The organism is Saccharothrix sp. NBAS 001 (assembly GCF_056640475.1).
In genome coordinates this window covers 467,964-484,239 of the sequence record NZ_CM153251.1, presented here as the reverse complement: position 1 = coordinate 484,239, position 16,276 = coordinate 467,964, and the positions used below count along the sequence as shown (strand labels likewise).

13 protein-coding genes are annotated in these 16,276 nt (G+C 74.0%); 2 read left to right on the top strand and 11 right to left on the bottom strand.

From position 1 onward, the window contains the following. Positions 1-51 precede the first annotated feature (51 nt). The 3 genes from AC0HI0_RS02220 to AC0HI0_RS02210 all read right to left on the bottom strand — a co-directional run bounded on the left by AC0HI0_RS02220 (position 52) and on the right by AC0HI0_RS02210 (position 7,652). A complete protein-coding gene (locus AC0HI0_RS02220) occupies positions 52-5,742 on the bottom strand; it encodes a DUF7927 domain-containing protein (RefSeq protein WP_480930541.1) in 5,691 nt (1,896 codons plus the stop codon). A gap of 126 nt (positions 5,743-5,868) precedes the next feature. Next, positions 5,869-6,498 (bottom strand): response regulator, encoded by a 630-nt coding sequence (locus AC0HI0_RS02215; protein WP_480930540.1) that lies wholly within the window; start codon positions 6,496-6,498, stop codon positions 5,869-5,871. Further along, entirely contained in the window at positions 6,495-7,652 is a 1,158-nt protein-coding gene (locus AC0HI0_RS02210) for a sensor histidine kinase (RefSeq protein ID WP_480930539.1), read from the bottom strand. Before AC0HI0_RS02210 ends, AC0HI0_RS02215 begins: the two co-directional genes overlap by 4 nt. Positions 7,653-7,816: 164 nt before the next feature. Between AC0HI0_RS02210 and AC0HI0_RS02205 the strand changes: the two genes are divergently transcribed. Then, on the top strand, positions 7,817-8,869 hold the full coding sequence (locus tag AC0HI0_RS02205; protein ID WP_480930538.1) for an ABC transporter permease: 1,053 nt from the start codon (positions 7,817-7,819) through the stop codon (positions 8,867-8,869). Continuing rightward, positions 8,866-9,549 carry an ABC transporter ATP-binding protein gene (locus AC0HI0_RS02200; RefSeq protein WP_480930537.1) on the top strand — a complete coding sequence of 228 codons (684 nt, stop codon included), beginning with the start codon at positions 8,866-8,868 and terminating at the stop codon, positions 9,547-9,549. Before AC0HI0_RS02205 ends, AC0HI0_RS02200 begins: the two co-directional genes overlap by 4 nt. A 1-nt stretch (position 9,550) precedes the next feature. On the opposite strand, the gene AC0HI0_RS02195 is transcribed toward AC0HI0_RS02200, so the two are convergent. From AC0HI0_RS02195 to AC0HI0_RS02160, 8 genes are read right to left on the bottom strand one after another with little or no spacing between them, the layout of a single operon-like run. After that, positions 9,551-10,378: an enoyl-CoA hydratase gene (locus tag AC0HI0_RS02195; protein WP_480930536.1), complete on the bottom strand. Its 828-nt coding sequence runs from the start codon at positions 10,376-10,378 to the stop codon at positions 9,551-9,553. Further along, positions 10,375-11,343: an acyl-CoA dehydrogenase family protein gene (locus tag AC0HI0_RS02190; RefSeq protein ID WP_480930535.1), complete on the bottom strand. Its 969-nt coding sequence runs from the start codon at positions 11,341-11,343 to the stop codon at positions 10,375-10,377. The genes AC0HI0_RS02195 and AC0HI0_RS02190 overlap by 4 nt, the downstream gene beginning before the upstream one ends. Positions 11,344-11,348: 5 nt before the next feature. After that, on the bottom strand, positions 11,349-12,467 hold the full coding sequence (locus AC0HI0_RS02185) for an acyl-CoA dehydrogenase family protein (protein WP_480930534.1): 1,119 nt from the start codon (positions 12,465-12,467) through the stop codon (positions 11,349-11,351). 1 nt (position 12,468) lies between these two features. Next, positions 12,469-13,677: an acyl-CoA dehydrogenase family protein gene (locus AC0HI0_RS02180; protein WP_480934239.1), complete on the bottom strand. Its 1,209-nt coding sequence runs from the start codon at positions 13,675-13,677 to the stop codon at positions 12,469-12,471. After that, positions 13,677-14,636 (bottom strand): NADPH:quinone oxidoreductase family protein, encoded by a 960-nt coding sequence (locus AC0HI0_RS02175; RefSeq protein ID WP_480930533.1) that lies wholly within the window; start codon positions 14,634-14,636, stop codon positions 13,677-13,679. Before AC0HI0_RS02175 ends, AC0HI0_RS02180 begins: the two co-directional genes overlap by 1 nt. Beyond that, positions 14,633-15,406 carry an enoyl-CoA hydratase family protein gene (locus AC0HI0_RS02170; protein WP_480930532.1) on the bottom strand — a complete coding sequence of 258 codons (774 nt, stop codon included), beginning with the start codon at positions 15,404-15,406 and terminating at the stop codon, positions 14,633-14,635. Before AC0HI0_RS02170 ends, AC0HI0_RS02175 begins: the two co-directional genes overlap by 4 nt. Next, positions 15,396-15,815: a MaoC/PaaZ C-terminal domain-containing protein gene (locus tag AC0HI0_RS02165; protein WP_480930531.1), complete on the bottom strand. Its 420-nt coding sequence runs from the start codon at positions 15,813-15,815 to the stop codon at positions 15,396-15,398. The genes AC0HI0_RS02170 and AC0HI0_RS02165 overlap by 11 nt, the downstream gene beginning before the upstream one ends. Beyond that, on the bottom strand, positions 15,812-16,276 hold the full coding sequence (locus AC0HI0_RS02160) for an FAS1-like dehydratase domain-containing protein (protein WP_480930530.1): 465 nt from the start codon (positions 16,274-16,276) through the stop codon (positions 15,812-15,814). Before AC0HI0_RS02160 ends, AC0HI0_RS02165 begins: the two co-directional genes overlap by 4 nt.

Here is a 16,276-nt window from a genome sequence, read left to right as displayed (position 1 = left end):
GACCGCTTGGACGTCCCGTGCGCTACGGGCACGGGACGTCCGGCTTCCCGATCAGGTCCGGCGGCCTCGGCGCAGGAGCAGGGCACCGGTCGCCAGCAGGGCCAGGGCCGCCAGGAGGAGTTCCAGCACCCGGGTTCCGGTGTCGGCCAGCGGTTTCGGCGCGGTCACGTCGGTCACGTCGGTCTTCGTGGTGCAGTCCGGCCGTTCCGCCGTGCAGTTCGCGCCCGGCGTCGCGGACACGGCGGTGTTGCGCAGCGGGCCCTTCGCGTCGGCGCGCACGGTCACCGAGTAGGTGATCGTGGCCAACTGGGCCGGTGCCAGGCGGCCTTCCCAGCGCAGCGTGGTCCCGGTGACGGACAACGTCCCGGTGTCGGCCTCGGCGTTGCCGTCGTAGGTCGCGTCGTCCAGCACGTCCGCCAGGTCGTCGGTCAGCTCCGCCCGCTCGTACCGGGCGGTGCCGGTGTTGTGCACGGTCACCGTGTAGCGGACGGTGCCGCCGGGCGCGACGGTCGGGCTCGGGTCGGCGGTCTTGCGCAGGGTCAGCTCCCGGATCGGCGTCTCGGTCGCGCACGCCGGGTCGACCGGGCCGGTCGCCCGCGCGTACAGCGCCGGCATCGGCAGGGGGCAGTTCGTGCCGTCCGGGCTGGTGACGGCGTTGCGCAGGAAGCGGTCGCCGGCCGGCGGGGTGCCGACGGTCACCGTGTAGGTCACGGTGACCTCCGCGTTCGGGGGCACGTCGCCGGTCCACGTCAGGCTGGGCGCGGCGTAGGCGACCGCGCCCGAACTCGCCGCCGCGTCGCCGTTGTAGGTCGCGTCGTCCACCACGCCGGTCAGGTCGTCGGTGAACCGCGCGCCCCGGTACGGCGCTTCGCCCGTGTTGCCGATGACGATCCGGTAGGTCACGGTCCCGCCGGCGGGCACCGCGTCGGGGGTGGACGTCTTGCGGATCGCCAGCTTCGGCACCGGGAGCACCGAGCGGCAGTCCGGGTCGTCGGAGCCGGGCTCGCAGTTGGAGCCGTCGGAGGTGACCACGTTGGCCAGCCTGCGGTCGCCGAGGTTGGTGACCGTCACCGAGTAGGTCACGGTGGCCGTCGCGCCCTTCGCCAGCGAGCCGGTCCAGGTCAGTTTCGGTGCGGTGTAGGCGACCGCGCCCGTCGACGCGGTGGCGTCGCCGTTGTAGGTCGCGTCGTCCACCACGCCGGTCAGGTCGTCGGTGAACGCCGCGTCCGGGTGCGCGGCCTCGCCGACGTTGGTCACGGTGATCGTGTAGGTGACCGTGTCGCCGGTCTTGGGGTCGTTCGGCGTGCCGCTCTTGACCACCTTCAACGCCGGGACGGGCGTGGTCGTGCCGCAGGCCGGGTCCGCGCTGCCCGGCGGGCAGTTCGTGTCGGCCGGGCCGGTCACCGCGTTCTTGAGGACCTTGTCGCCGCCGGGTGGGCGGTTCACGGTGACCGAGTACGTGACGCGGACCTCCGCACCCGCCCCGACGTCGCCGCTCCAGGTGAGGACCGGCGCGGCGTAGGCGACCGAGCCGGCGGTGGCCCGGGCGTCGCGGTTGTAGGTGGCGTCGTCCAGCACGCCGGTCAGGTCGTCGGCGAACGTCGCCCCGGCGTAGGTCCCCTTGCCGGTGTTGGTCACCAGCACGGTGTAGGTCACCTCGTCGCCGGGCTTCGGGTCGGCCGGCGCGACGGTCTTGGCGATGCGCAGCGCGGCGACCGGGGTGACGGTGCCGCAGTCGCCTTCGCACGTCGAGTCGGCCGGGCCGGTCACCGCGTTGCGCAGCTCGCCGTCGCCGGCGGGCGGTGAGCCGACCGTGACCGAGTAGGTGACGGTGACCGTCGCGCCGGCGGGCAGGTCGTGCCGCCACGTCAGGTTCGGTGCGGTGTAGGCGACCTCGCCCGCCGAGGCGGTGGCGTCGCCGTCGTAGGTCGCGTCGTCCAGCACGCCGGTCAGGTCGTCGGTGAAGGTCGCGCCGACGTAGGTCGCGGTGCCGGGGTTGCGGGCGGTGACCGTGTAGGTGACCTTCTCCCCCGGTTTCGCGGTCGCCGGGGACGCGGTCTTGGCCAGTTCCAGCAGCGCCAACGGGGTCACCGTCGAGCAGTCCGGGTCGGTCGAGCCCGGCGGGCAGGTGGCCCCGTCCGGTCCGACCACCGCGTTGCGCAGTCGGCGGTCCCCGGCCGGGGGTCGGCCGACGGTCACCGAGTAGGTCACGGTGACCGTGCCGCCCGCTGCGACATCCCCGTTCCACACCAGGGTTTTCGCGCCCGCGTCGAACACGGCGGAACCGGAGGTCGCGGTGGCGTCACCGTTCCACGCCGCGTCGTCCAGCACGCCGGACAGGTCGTCGGTGAACCGCGCGCCCGGGTAGTCGGCTTCGCCGGAGTTGCTCACCACGACGGTGAACGTGACGGTCTCACCGGCCTTCGGGCCGGCCGGCGCGGCGGTCTTCACGATCTTCAGCAGCGCGACCGGCGTGTCCGTGTCGCAGGCGTCGGTCGGCGGACAGGTCGAGTCCTCCGGCCCGGTCACCGCGTTGCGCAGCTTCTTGTCCCCGGCGGGCGGCGTCCCCACCGTCACCTCGTAGGTGATCGTCACGGTGCCGCCGGCCGCGACATCCCCGTTCCACACCAGGGTTTTCGCGCCCGGGTCGAACACCAGGGAACCGGAGGTCGCCGTGGCGTCACGGTTCCACGCCGCGTCATCGAGCACGCCGGACAGGTCGTCGGTGAACTTCGCGCCCGTGTAGGGGGCGTTGCCGCTGGTTTCGGTGACGACGACCGTGTACGTGACGACGTCGCCGGGCTTCACGCTGGTCGCCGACACCGTCTTCACGATCCCCAACTGGGGCTTGGGAAGCACGCTGGTGCAGTCCGGGTCGTCCGAGCCCGGCGGGCAGTTCGAGCCGTCGCCGCTGACCACGTTGCGCAGGAACTTGTTGCCGCCGTTGGTGACCGTGACGGTGTAGGTGACCGTCGCCGTCGAGCCGACCGCCAGGTCGCCGGTCCAGGTGAGCTTCGCGCCCGCCGCGTCGAACGTCGTGGTGCCCGTGGTCGCGGTGGCGTTGCCGTTCCACGAAGCGTCGTCCAGCACGTCGCTCAGGTCGTCGACGAACGCCGCCCCGGCGTAGGGCGCGGTCCCGGTGTTGGTCACCACGACCGTGTAGGTGACGACATCGCCGACCTTCGGGTTGGCCGGGCTGCCGGTCTTGCGCAGCGCGAGCGACTTGACCAGCGTCTCGGTGCCGCACGCCGGGTCGGCCGAACCCGGTGGGCAGTTCTCGCCGGTCACCGCGTTGCGCAGCTTCTTGTCCCCGGCCGGCGGCGTCCCCACCGTCACCGAGTACGTGATGGTCGCGGTCGCGCCCTTCGCCACGTCACCGGTCCACGTGAGCCGCTTCGCGCCGGCGTCGAACGTCGCGGTGCCCACGCTCGCCGTGGCCGGGCCGTCCCACGTCGCGTCGTCGAGCACGCCCGAGAGGTCGTCGGTGAACGTCGCGCCCGGGTAGTCGGCCTGCCCGGTGTTCACGACCGTCACGGTGTAGGTGACGCGCTCGCCGGGCGCGGCGGTCGCCTTGTCGGCGGTCTTGCGGACGGTGACCGCGCCGACGGGCGTCACGCTGCCGCACGCCGGGTCGGCCGAACCGGGCGGGCAGGTCGACCCGTCCGGCCCGGTCACGGCGTTGACCAGGGAGAAGTCGCCGGTGGGCGGTGATTTCACCTTGGCCGTGTAGGTGATGGTGACGGTCTGGCCGACGCCGACGTCACCGGTCCAGGTGAGCTTGCGGGTGCCGGCGTCGAACGCCGGCTGGGTGGGCGCGTTCGCGCCGCCGACGCGGGCCACCGCGTCGCCCTGGTAGTCGGCGTCGTCCAGCACGCCGGTCAGGTCGTCGGTCAGCGTCGCGCCGAGGACCGCCGTGCCGCCGACGTTCTCGGCGGTGACGGTGAAGGTGACCGTGTCGCCCGGTTTGACGGTGGTGGGCGCGGCGGTCTTGCGGATCACCAGGCCGGTGACGACCTCGTCGGTGGCGCAGTCCGGGTCGGTGGAGCCGGCCGGGCAGTTCGAGCCGTCCGGCCCGACGACGGCGTTGGTCAGGCGCTTGTCGCCGCCGGGCGGGCTGCCCACGGTCACCGAGTAGGTCACGGTCACCGTGCCACCGGGCGGTACGTCGCCCGTCCAGGTGAGTTTCCGGCCCGCCGGGTCGTAGCCGACCACGCCGCCGCTGGCCGTGGCGTCGTTGTTGTAGGCGGCGTCGTCCAGCACGCCGGAGAGGTCGTCGGCGAACGTGGCCCCGGTCCACGGCGCGGTGCCGTCGTTGGTCGCGGTGACCGTGTAGGTGACGGTACCGCCGGGCTTGGGATCGGCCGGGGCGCTGGTCTTCCTGAAGCGCAGCAACGCGATCGGCACCTCGTTGGAGCACCCGTCCGAGCAGTTGCCGTCGGGCGAGGTGACGGTGTTGCGCAGCGTCTTGTCGCCGCCGGGCGGGCTGCCCACGGTCACCGAGTAGGTGATGGTGACGGTGGCCCCGGCCTCGATGTCGCCGGTCCACCGCAGGAGGTTCGTCGCGGGGTCGAACACGGGCTGGGTGGAGGGCCCGACGGCGACCGCGTCGTTGTTGTAGGTGGCGTCGTCCACGACGCCGCTCAGGTCGTCGACCACGGACACCCCGGACGCCGGACCGGTGCCGGTGTTGCGCACCGTCACCGTGTACGTGACCTTGTCGCCCGGTCGGGCGGTGGTCCGGTCGGAGGTCTTGGCGACCACGATCTTCTTGGTCAGGTCGGGCGCGACCCGGCACGCGGCGAGGTCGGTGATCGGCCAGGTGCCGCCGCCCTCGGACTCGATCCGCCCGACCTGGTTCTGGTGCGCGTAGCCGCCGGCGACCTCCTCGGACACGCCGGTCACCGGGTCGACCTTGTAGAGCGCGCCCCAGTACGCGCCGAGGTAGATGGCGTTGTGCGCGTAGGCCATGCCGTAGTTGTTGAACCCGTTGCCGGACGCGGGCCCGGTCACGTGCACGGCCTGGGTCGTCGTCCCGGTCGCCGGGTCCAGCCGGTACACGTAGGACGAGCCGCCGTAGGAGATGCCGTAGTACGCGCCGCCGTTGCTGTCCACGAACATGTCCGGCACCATCGACCCGCCCGCGAACACCGGGTCGTCGGACGGCACGGACGTCAGGTTCGTGCCGCGCGTCCACTCCTGCGTCGCCCCGGTCGCCAGGTCCATCCGGAACAGCTTGGGCACGCCGCCGTTCTGCGCCCCGTACAGCGCGCCGGTCACCGGGTCGGCGGCGATGCCGCCCCAGTTCGTCCCGGCCGGCAGCTGCCGCCCGGCGCCGCCGGCGATCTCGTCGGTGACCGTGTTGGTGCCGGAGACGTGCTTGTACAGCGTGCGGTTCGAGGTCGTGTAGTTCGCGTAGAACGCGGCGACGTTGCCGGTGTCCGGGTCCTTGCCCAGCGCCATGCTGGTCGACCAGTAGTCCGGCGGCCCGGCCCCGACCCGCTTGCTGATCACCGTGTTGTCGATGACCGGCTCGCCGGAGGCGTCGTTCGCGAACTGCATCCCGGACCGGTAGTTGCTGTAGTAGAGGTGGTCGCAGTCGAACGTGGACGGGTCGTTCTCGCCCTCGACCGCCCACGTGGCGGCGGACGCCTCGGGCACGGCCACCAGCGCCGCCGCGATCGCCACCACGACCGCCTGGGCGACCACCCGGCGTCCCCGACCCAGCCGGGCGATCAACGACATCGTGCCTCCACCGTGCTCCTCCGCGACGACGTCCGGATCCTGACACGGGGTTTTGGCGCACGCCGGGCGAAACGTCCGCCACGAACGGGTGACCCGTCGCGTGTGGACGGTCGGCGCGGCGGTCGGTCAGCGGCGGATCAGGCCGCGCGCGGTGGCGGCGGCCACGGCGGCGGTGCGGGAGTCGACGCCCAGTTTCGCGTAGATGTGCACCAGGTGGGACTTCACCGTGGCCAGGGTGAGGTCGAGGCGTTCCCCGATGGCGTGGTTGGACAGGCCCTCGGCGACCAGGGCCAGCACCTCGGTCTCCCGCCTGGTCAGCGCGACGCCGGGGGTGCGCAGCCGGTTCATCAGCCGGTCGGCCACCGCCGGGGCCAGCGCGGTGCCGCCTGCGGCGGCGGTGCGGACGGCGGCGGCCAGCTCCTCCGGCGGCGCGTCCTTGAGCAGGTAGCCGGTCGCGCCCGCCTCGATCGCGGGCAGGGTGTCGGCGTCGGTGTCGTAGGTGGTGACGATCAGCACCCGGGGCGCGCCGGGGCGGGCGCTGATCGCGGCGGTGGCCTGGGAGCCGTTCATGCCGCCGCCGAACTGGAGGTCCATCAGCACGACGTCCACGTCCAGCTCCTCGGCCAGCGCCACGGCCTGCTCGGCGGTCGCCGCCTCGGCCACCACGACCAGGTCCGGCTCGGTCTCCAGCACGGCCCGCAGGCCCGCCCGGACCACCGGGTGGTCGTCGGCCAGCAGCAGTCGGATCGGGGTCACGGTGCCGCCTCCGGGGTGGGGAGCCACGCGGTCAGGGTGGTGCCCCGGCCGGGCGCCGAGTCGATGGTGAGGGTGCCGCCCAGCGAGCGCACCCTGGCGGCCATCGCGGCCAGGCCGAACCCGCCGGCCGCCGGGTCGGGCGCGGGCAGCGCCGCCGGGTCGAAGCCGACGCCGTCGTCGGCGACCTCCAGCGCGGTCCCGTCGGCGCGGTGGTCGAGGGTGACGGTCGCGGTGCGCGCGTGGGCGTGGCGGACGGTGTTGGCCAGCGCGGACTGGGCGATCCGCAGCAGCGCCACGTCGTGCGCGGTGGGCAGCGGCACGGGCCGCCCGACCAGCCGGAAGGTGGTGGACGGGGACCGGGTGGTGGCGCACAGCCGTTCCAGCGCGCCGGCCAGGGTGGTGCCGTCCAGCGCGGGCGGGCTGAGCGCGGCCACGAAGCGGCGGGCCTCGGCGAGGTTGTCCACGGCCGTCCGGCGGGCCTGCCCGACGTGGCGGGCGGCGTCGTCGGGGCGGTCGGGCAGGATGCGCTCGGCGGCGCGCAGCAGCAGTTGGATGCTGGACAGGCCCTGCGCGAGGGTGTCGTGGATCTCGCGGGCCAGCCGTTCGCGTTCGGCGAGCACCCCGGCCGTGTGCTGGGCCTCGGCCAGGTCGGCGCGGGTGGCGGTGAGTTCCTCGATCAGCCGGCGGCGGCGCTCGCTCTCCCGGTAGAGCGCCTGGTAGCCCCACACGACGGCGACCGCGACGGCCGCGCCGAGCACCGGTCCGATCACCGCCGCCGGGGTGAAGCCCTGGTGCAGCGCGAACGAGGTGACGGCGGCGAACGCCGTGCCGGCGACCGCGAGGACGCCCGCGCGGCGCGGCAGCAGGTGCAGTTGCAGGAAGTAGAGCGGGAACGCCACCCACAGCGCGTCGGCGGTCAGCACGAGCAGCGCCACCCACACCGCGCACACCGCGGCGAGCCACCACCCGGCGGCCCGGCGGGTGCGGCGCAGGCCCGGCACCAGCGCGCCCGCCGCGTACACGGCGACCAGCAGAGCCGCGACCACGACGGGACCGGGTGCCGCCGCGCGCAGGGCGGCGAGCGCGATCAGGCCGACGACCAGCAGGTGCAGGCACCAGGTGAGCACGACGCGGGTGGTGAGGGTGTTCTCCATGGGCACCGTCCAGGGTAGGTGAGCGGGCCGGAACCGGCATCAACCGAAAGTTCGAGGTCCGGGGCCTCCTCGCGGCGCGGGAAGTCCGTTCCCCCGCGCGATGCGGCGGACCCCTCCGCCGGGCGACCGTGGAGGCACACCGCTGCTGTGGGAGGAAGGACGAGATGTTCGTCGGCTGGAGAGACCTCAGGTTCGCCAAGGGGCGCTTCGCGCTCATGGGGAGCGTCATCGTGCTCATCACCCTGTTGGTGGGGTTGCTGTCCGGGCTGACCGCCGGGCTCGGCCGGCAGAACACCTCGGGGATCGCGGAGCTGCCCGTGGACCGGATCGCGTTCGGCGGGCCGGAGGTGTCGTTCGCCGACTCGGCCGTGACCGACGAGCAGGTGCGGCGGTGGGCGGACGCGCCGGGCGTGCGGTCCGCCGAGCCGCTGGGCATCGCCACCACGAAGATCTCGACCGGTGGCCGCAACGCCCCGGTCACGGTGTTCGGGGTGCGCCCCGGGACGTCGTTCGCCCCGGTGGGTGACGACGGCTCGATCGTGCTGTCCACCGGGGCCGCCGACGACCTGGACGCGGCCCCCGGCGACACGATCACCCTGGCCGGCCGCGCGCTGACCGTCACCGCCGTGCAGGGCGACACCTGGTACAGCCACACGCCCGTCGTCTGGACCACTGTGGACACCTGGCGGCACAGCGCGCCGCCGGACGCGCGGGCCGCCACCGTGATCGCCCTGACCACCGACGGCACCGACACCGCCGCGACCGACGCCGCGGCCGGCACCCGGACCGTGCCGACCGGCGACGCGCTGGCCGGCATCGGCTCCTACACCTCGGAGAACGGCTCGCTCCAGCTGATGCGCGCCTTCCTGTTCGCCATCTCGGCGCTGGTGATCGGCGCGTTCTTCACCGTGTGGACGATCCAGCGGGCCGGGGACGTCGCCGTGCTCAAGGCGCTGGGCGCGTCCACCGCCGGGCTCCTGCGCGACGCCCTGGGCCAGGCGGTCGTCGTCCTGGCCGGCGGGACCCTGCTCGGCACGGGGCTCGCGGTCGCGGCGGGCGCCGCGCTGGCCGGTACCGCCGTCCCGTTCCTGCTCACCCCCGCGACGGTCCTGCTGCCGGCCGCCGTGACCATCCTGCTGGGTGCGGCCGGCGCGGCGCTGGCCGTGCGCCGCATCACCTCCGTGGACCCGCTGACCGCCCTGGGAGCCGCCCGATGAGCCTCGAACTGCACGACATCACCCTCACCTACCCGGACGGCGACGGCCGGCTGACCGCGCTCGACCGGGTCGACCTCGTCGTCCCGGCGGGCACCCTGACCGCCGTCGTGGGCCCGTCCGGCTCCGGCAAGTCCAGCCTGCTCGCGGTCGCCGCCACGCTGGTCACCCCGGACTCCGGCACGGTCGTCGTGGCCGGCGTCGACACCACCGGCCTGGGCCGGGGCGAGCTGGCCGCGCTGCGCCGGCGGTCCATCGGCACGGTGTTCCAGCAGCCGAACCTGCTGCCGTCGCTGACCTCGGCCGAGCAGCTCCAGGTGATGGCCCACCTCGACGGCCGCTCGCCCACCGCCGCCCGGCCGCGCGCGCTGGAGCTGCTGGACGCCGTGGGCCTGGCCGACCTCGCCGACCGCCGACCCCACCAGCTCTCCGGCGGGCAGCGGCAGCGGGTCAACATCGCCCGCGCGCTGATGAACGAACCGCAGGTGCTGCTGGTGGACGAGCCGACCAGCGCGCTGGACCACGAGCGGGGCGCGGCCGTGGTCGACCTGATCACCCGGCTGACCCGCCGCCAGGCGACGGCCACCGTCCTGGTCACCCACGACCGCACCCACCTGACCGCCGCCGACCGGGTCGTGGAGGTCCACGACGGCCGGCTCACCGGCGCGCCGGTCGGCGCGTGACCTACCGGTCCCGCATGGACTTCGCGGTGTGGCCGGACAGCGAGTCGCCGGCCACCTCCGCGTTGTGCGCGTGCGCGGCGTGGTGCAGGCCGAACACCGAGTCCATGCCCGCCCGCAGGCCCATCAGGTCTTCGGCCTGGTTGACCGCCTTCTTCGCCAGGGCCAGGCCGAGCCTGGGCATGCCGGCCACGGTCGCCGCCAGGCCGAAGGTCTCCTCCTCCAGCCCGGCCCTGGCCACCACCCGGTTCACCATGCCCAGCGCCAGCGCCCGGTCGGCGGTGACCCGGTTGCCGGTGAACAGGAACTCCTTGGCGTGGCGGGGACCCATCACCCACGGGTGGGCGAAGTACTCGACGCCGGGGATGCCCATGCGCACCACCGGATCGGCGAAGAACGCGTCGTCGGCGGCCACGATCAGGTCGCAGCACCAGGCCAGCATCAGGCCGCCGGCCACGCACGCGCCCTGCACCATCGCGATGGTGGGCTTGGGCAGCTCCCGCCACCGGCGGCACATCCCCAGGTAGACCTCGGACTCGCGGGCGAAGCGGCTGTCCACGCCGTCCTTGCCCACGTGGTCCCACCACAGGCCGGCCCGGCGGTCGAAGGACCGGTCGACGTCCCGCTCCGGGGTGCCGATGTCGTGCCCGGCCGAGAAGTGGTCGCCGGCACCCGCCAGGACGATCACCTTCACGTCGTCGTCCGACGCGGCCCGGTAGAAGGCGTCGTCCAGGGCGTAGGTCATGGCGGAGTTCTGCGCGTTGCGGTAGCGGGGGCGGTTCATCGTCACCACGGCGACGCCGTCGCGCACCTCGTAGAGGACCGTGCTCACGGTCGGACTCCCTTCTCTCCCAGGCCCAGCGCAGCGGCGACGGCCGCGCGGTGCCAGGCCGCGGAGCCCCAGTCGGCGGCCAACGCCCAGGTCCGCTTCGCGTACAGGTGCAGGTCGTACTCGGTGGTGTAGGCGATCGCGCCGTGGCACTGGATCGCCGCCCGCGCGGCGGTCAGCGCCGCCCCGGACGCCAGGGCCTTGGCCATCGACACGTCCCGCGCCCGGTCCGGGTCCCGGCACGCCAGGGAGAACCCGGCGCGGGCCACGGCGGGCGCGGCGAACTCGACTTCCAGGTACGCGTCGGCCAGGCGGTGCTTCACCGCTTGGAAGCTGCCCACCGGGACGCCGAACTGCCGCCGCGTCCCCACGTACTCGACGGTCGTCTCCAGCATCCGCCGGGCCAGGCCGACGAGCTGCGCGGACGCCGCCAGGACTCCGCGCAGCCACGCGGTTTCCACGACTTCCGGATCGTCCACCGTGGACGTCACTGCCCCGGCCACCCGGTGCAGGTCGGCGGCCGGGTCCACGGCGGCGACGGGCTCGCGGGTCGCGTCCGCCAGGTCGACCACCCGGATCGGCCCCACGCCGCCGAAACCGCCGGACAGCAGGGTCCGCGCGTGGCCGGAGTGCCGGACCAGGCCGCGACCGCTCGGGTCCGCGACGCACTCGGCGGTCGGCAGGCCCGCCGCCGCCAGGACGCCGGACCCGAAGGCCACCGTGTCGACCAGGGGCAGGGGCACCGCCGCCCAGCCCGTCTCGACCATCACCGGCACCAGGTGGTTCTCGTCCAGCTCCAGGTCGGTCAGCAGGCCGTGCACGCCCAGTTCGGCGAGCCTGGCGCGCAGTTCGGCGTGCTCGGGCGAACCGGGGGCGGCCCGGACCACGGCCGGCGGGCACCACCGCCGCACCAGGTCGTGCACCACGGCCCGCAGGTCCGCCTGCTCGGCGGTCGGCGCGAAGCGCATCCCGGTCACCTCCTGGGCAGGCCGAGCACGCGCTCGGCGATGATGTTGCGCTGGATCTCGTTGGTGCCCGCGTAGATCGGGCCGGACAGCGAGAACTGGAAGCCCCGGCTCCACGCGTTGTCGGTCTGGCCCTCCGGGCCGAGCAGCTCCAGCGCCGTCTCGTGCAGCCGGATGTCCAGCTCCGACCAGAAGACCTTGTTGAGGCTCGACCGCGCGCCCGGCGCGCGCCCCTCCACGATGTCGGTGACCTGCGCGAGGGTGAACAGCTGGTAGGACTGCGCCCGCATCCACACGTCGGCGGTCTCCGCCGCCGCGCCGCCGCGTTCCCGGGCCAGTTCCACCAGCCGGTCGGCGGCGCGCAGGAACCGGCCGGGCGAGCGCAGGGTCAGGCCGCGTTCGGAACCCGTGGTGGCCATCGCGACCCGCCAGCCCTGGCCGACCTCGCCCAGGACCGCGCTGTCGGGCACGAAGGCGTTGTCGAAGAACACTTCCGCGAAACCCTCGTCGCCGTCGAGCCGGTCGAAGCCGCGCACGGTCACGCCGGGCGCGTCCAGCGGCACCAGGAAGTAGGTCAGGCCGTGGTGGCGTTCGGCGGTCGGGTCGGTGCGGAACAGCCCGAACAGGTGGGTGCAGAACGCGCCGCGCGTGGTCCACGTCTTCTGCCCGGACAGCCGCCACCCGCCGGCCTCCCGGTCGGCGCGGCTGCGGATGCCGGCCAGGTCGCTGCCCGCGCCGGGTTCGGACCAGCCCTGGCACCACAGGTCCCGCGCCGCCGCCATCCGGGGCAGCAGCGCGTCCCGCTGCTCCGGGGTGCCGAACTCGAACAGGGTCGGCGCCAGCAGGAAGATCCCGTTCTGGGTCACCCGTTGCGGCGCGCCCGCGCGGTAGTACTCCTCCTCGAAGATCAGCCACTCCCACAGCGACGCGTCCCGTCCGCCGTAGCGGGCGGGCCACGACACGACGGACCACCGGTCGGCGTGCAGTCGCCGTTCCCACTCCAGGTGGCGGGCGAAGCCCTCCCGGGTGTCGCCGGAGGGCAGCGGTTCGCGCGGCACGTGCTCGGCCAGCCACGCGCGGGCCTCGGCCCGGAACGCCTCCTCGGCGTCGCTCCACGTCAGGTCCACCTCACCCACGCTCCTCGACCCGGCGCAGCTCCTGCCGCGCGACCGTGCGGACGTGCACCTCGTCGGGGCCGTCGGCGATGCCCAGGATCCTGGCGCTGGCCCACATCCGGGCGATCGGGAAGTCCTCGGTGACGCCTCCGCCGCCGTGCGCCTGGATGGCCCGGTCGAGCACCGCGCGGGCCACCCGGGGCGCGACGACCTTGATGGCGGCGATCTCGGTGGCCGCGCCCTTCGCACCCACCTGGTCGATCAGCCACGCGGTCTTGAGCACCAGCAGCCGGGCCTGCTCGATCTCCATCCGGGACTCGGCCAGCCACGTGCGCACCACGCCCTGGTCGGACAGCGGGCCGCCGAACGCCTCGCGGGAGAGCACCCGCCGGGTCATCAGCTCCAGGCCGCGCTCGGCCATGCCCAGCGCGCGCATGGCGTGGTGCACGCGGCCGGGCCCGAGCCGGGCCTGGGCGATGGCGAACCCCTCGCCCGCGCCGCCGAGCAGGTTGCCGACCGGCACGCGGACGTCGGTGAACTCGATCTCGCAGTGCCCGTGCTGGTCGTGGTAGCCGAAGATGGGCAGGGAGCGGATGATCCGCACGCCCGGCGTGGCCACCGGCACCAGGATCATCGACTGCTGCCGGTGCGCGGGCGCGTCCGGGTCGATGCGCCCCATGACGATCAGCAGTTCGCAGCGCGGGTCGGCCGCGCCGGTGGTCCACCACTTGCGGCCGTTGACCACGTAGTCGTCGCCGTCGCGCACGATCGACGTGCTGATGTTGCGGGCGTCGGAGGAGGCGACGGCGGGCTCGGTCATCGAGAACCCGGAGCGGATCCGCCCGTCCAGCAGCGGTTCCAGCCACCGCTCGCGCTGCTCGGGCGTGCCGAACAGGTGCAGCAGCTCCATGTTCCCGGTGTCCGGGGCGGAGCAGTTCAACGCCTCCGGCGCGATGTAGGGCGACCGGCCGGTGACCTCCGCCAGGTAGGCGTAGTCCAGAGTGGACAGACCGGAGAGGTCGGGCAGGAAGAGGTTCCACAGGCCCAGCGACCGGGCCTCGGCCTTCAGCTCCTCCACCACGGGCGGCAGCACGTGCGAACGCGGCCCGGCGGCTGCCAGCTGCTCGGCGTACACCGGCTCGGCCGGGTACACGTGCCCGGTCATGAAAGCGTCGAGCACGTCGAGCAGTTCCCGCGCTCGCGGCCCTGGTCCCAGATCCATCATCGGGTGTCCCCCGTCCGCAACACGACCTTGCCCAGCGCACGCCGGTTCATCACCACGTCGAGCGCGGCGGCGGCGTCGGACAGCGAATACGTCAGGCCCACGTGGGGCCGCAGCAGTCCTTCGGTGTACCACTGGAAGAGCCGCGCGGTGTTCGCCGCGTCGGCGGCCGGCTCGCGCCGCGCCCACGCACCCCACAGCACGCCCAGCAGCGAAGCTTCCTTGAGCAGCAACCGGTTCAGGCCGACCTTCGGGATGTCGCCGGACGCGTAGCCCACGGTCAGGTGCCGCCCGCCCCAGTTCAGCGCGCGGACCGCCCGTTCCGCGACCGCGCCGCCGACCGGGTCGTACACCACGTCGGCCGCGACGTCCGGCAGCCCGCCGCTGTAGTCGACCAGCTCGTGCGCGCCGTTCTCCCCGCACAGGGCCAGCTTCTCCGCCGACGACGCGGCGGCGACCACCCGCGCGCCCAGCGCGACGCCGATCTGCACGGCGGTCAGGCCGACCCCGCCGGACGCGCCCAGCACCAGCAACGTCTCCCCCGCGCGCAGCCCGGCCCGGTCGACCAGCCCGTGGTACGACGTGCCGTACGCCACCGGGAACGCCGCGGCGTCGACGAAACCCATGCCGTCCGGGATGCGGTGCGCCCGTTCGGCGTCGACCACGACCTGTTCGGCGTACCCGCCCATGCCGCAGAACACCGCGACCCGGTCGCCCGCGGCGAGCCCGGCCACCCCCGGGCCGACCGCGCGCACGACGCCCGCCGCCTCGCTGCCCGGCGTGAACGGCGGATCCGGCTTGGTCTGGTACTTCCCGGCGACGATCAGGCCGTCCGGGTAGTTCACGCCCGCCGCGCGCACGTCCACCAGCACCTGTCCGGGCCCGGCCACCGGGTCCGGCACGTCGGCGGTCTCCAGGTTCTCCGGGCCGCCCAGCGCCCGGCACACCGCGGCCCTCACGGGCGACCGAACTCGTCCCGGACGCGGTCGGCCACGCCGGAGAGGTTGAGTTCGAAGGTGAAACCCTGCTCGAACCGGTAGCTGCGGTTGACGTCCCACGGGTCGATGCCGTTCAGCGACGCCTTGGCCGCCCGGATCACGTCCGGGTCCTTGGCCGCGATCTCGCCCGCGAGCCGCAGCGCGGCGGCGCGGAGTTCGGCGCGCGGCACGACGGCGTGCACCGAGCCGTAGGCGTGCAGCTCGGCGGCGGTCGCCGTGGCGGAGGTGTAGACCATGGCCCGCATCCGGTGCTGCGGCACCAGCCGCGACAGGTGGGTGGCCGCGCCGAGCGCGCCCCGGTCCACCTCCGGCAGGCCGAACGTGGCGTCGTCGGCGGCGATGATCACGTCGGAGTTGCCGACCAGCCCGATCCCGCCGCCCAGGCAGAACCCGTGCACCGCCGAGATCACCGGCACCGGGCACTCGTAGACCGCCTTGAACGCCGCGTAACAGCCCCGGTTCGCGCCGACCAGGGCGGTGAAACCCCGGTCCCGCTGCATCTCCTTGATGTCGACGCCCGCGTTGAAGCCCCGGCCCTGCGCGCGCAGCACGACGACCCGCGTCGTGGGCGCCGCGCCGGCCGCCGTCACCGCGTCGGCCAGGGCGAACCAGCCCGCGACCGGCAGCGCGTTGACCGGCGGGTGGTCCACCACGATCTCCACCACGCCGTCGGGGTGCGCGACCCGCGTCACCAGGTCCGGTTCCAGCGGCGGGAAGTGCTCAGTCGGCATCGGGGTCCTCCTGGTCGGAAAGCACGAAGGTGGACCACGCGGTGACCGCCGGGTTCCCGTTCTGCCGCCGGCAGGTCAGCTCCACGTCGACCCGCCGCCCGCCGTCCTCGGCGTACTCGCGCAGCACCTGGCCCGTGCAGGTCAGCACGTCACCCGGCCAGACCTGTTCGCGGAAGCGGACGCGGAACACCCGGACGTTCTCCGGCCCCAGCCAGTCGGTGGCGTAGGTGCCGAGCAGCCCGGCCTGCCACATGCCCACCGAGAACGGGGTGGGGAACCCGGCCGCGCGGGCGAACTCCTCGTCGTGGTGGATCGGGTTCATGTCGCCGGAAGCGCCCTGGTAGCGGACGAAGTCGGTGCGGGTCACCGGTCCCACCACCCACGGGGCCGGCGCGTCGGGCACGGTCACGGGTCCTCCCGGGCTGCGGGTTCCGCCGGCGGCCGGGCGGTTTCGACACCGGTCATGGTCGACCGGGCGACGAGCCGGCCGGTCTCGTCGTGGAAGTCGGTGTGCATCACGGCGAAGGTCATCTCGCCGCCGCGCCTGCCCTGCTTGGTGAACACCTCGCCGATCCGCGACCGCGCGGTCAACCGGTCGCCGGCGCGCGGCGGCGGGCCGAAGAACACGAACTCCTGCTCGGCGTGCAGGCCGCGCCGCTGGTCCAACTCCACGGCGGGCCACGGGTTCGCGCCCTCGGTCTGCCAGAAGAACGTGGTGGTGAGGAAGGTCGGCGGCGACACCGGCCGGTCGCCCGCCAGGTAGTACGGGTCGGTGCCGCCGGTCGCGGCGGCGAACTCGCGGATCTTGCCCCGCTCCACGTCCATCCGGAACGGGTCGCCCTCGACGCCCGCGGCGTCCGGGTTGGCCAT

Bases quoted from the DNA above. Each gene is read 5' to 3' on its own strand.
- AC0HI0_RS02170 (WP_480930532.1), bottom strand. From the start codon at position 15,406: ATGCCGACTGAGCACTTCCCGCCGCTGGAACCGGACCTGGTGACGCGG.
- AC0HI0_RS02220 (WP_480930541.1), bottom strand. From the start codon at position 5,742: ATGTCGTTGATCGCCCGGCTGGGTCGGGGACGCCGGGTGGTCGCCCAG.
- AC0HI0_RS02200 (WP_480930537.1), top strand. From the start codon at position 8,866: ATGAGCCTCGAACTGCACGACATCACCCTCACCTACCCGGACGGCGAC.
- AC0HI0_RS02205 (WP_480930538.1), top strand. From the start codon at position 7,817: ATGTTCGTCGGCTGGAGAGACCTCAGGTTCGCCAAGGGGCGCTTCGCG.
- AC0HI0_RS02180 (WP_480934239.1), bottom strand. From the start codon at position 13,677: ATGGATCTGGGACCAGGGCCGCGAGCGCGGGAACTGCTCGACGTGCTC.
- AC0HI0_RS02210 (WP_480930539.1), bottom strand. From the start codon at position 7,652: ATGGAGAACACCCTCACCACCCGCGTCGTGCTCACCTGGTGCCTGCAC.
- AC0HI0_RS02160 (WP_480930530.1), bottom strand. From the start codon at position 16,276: ATGGCCAACCCGGACGCCGCGGGCGTCGAGGGCGACCCGTTCCGGATG.
- AC0HI0_RS02190 (WP_480930535.1), bottom strand. From the start codon at position 11,343: ATGCGCTTCGCGCCGACCGCCGAGCAGGCGGACCTGCGGGCCGTGGTG.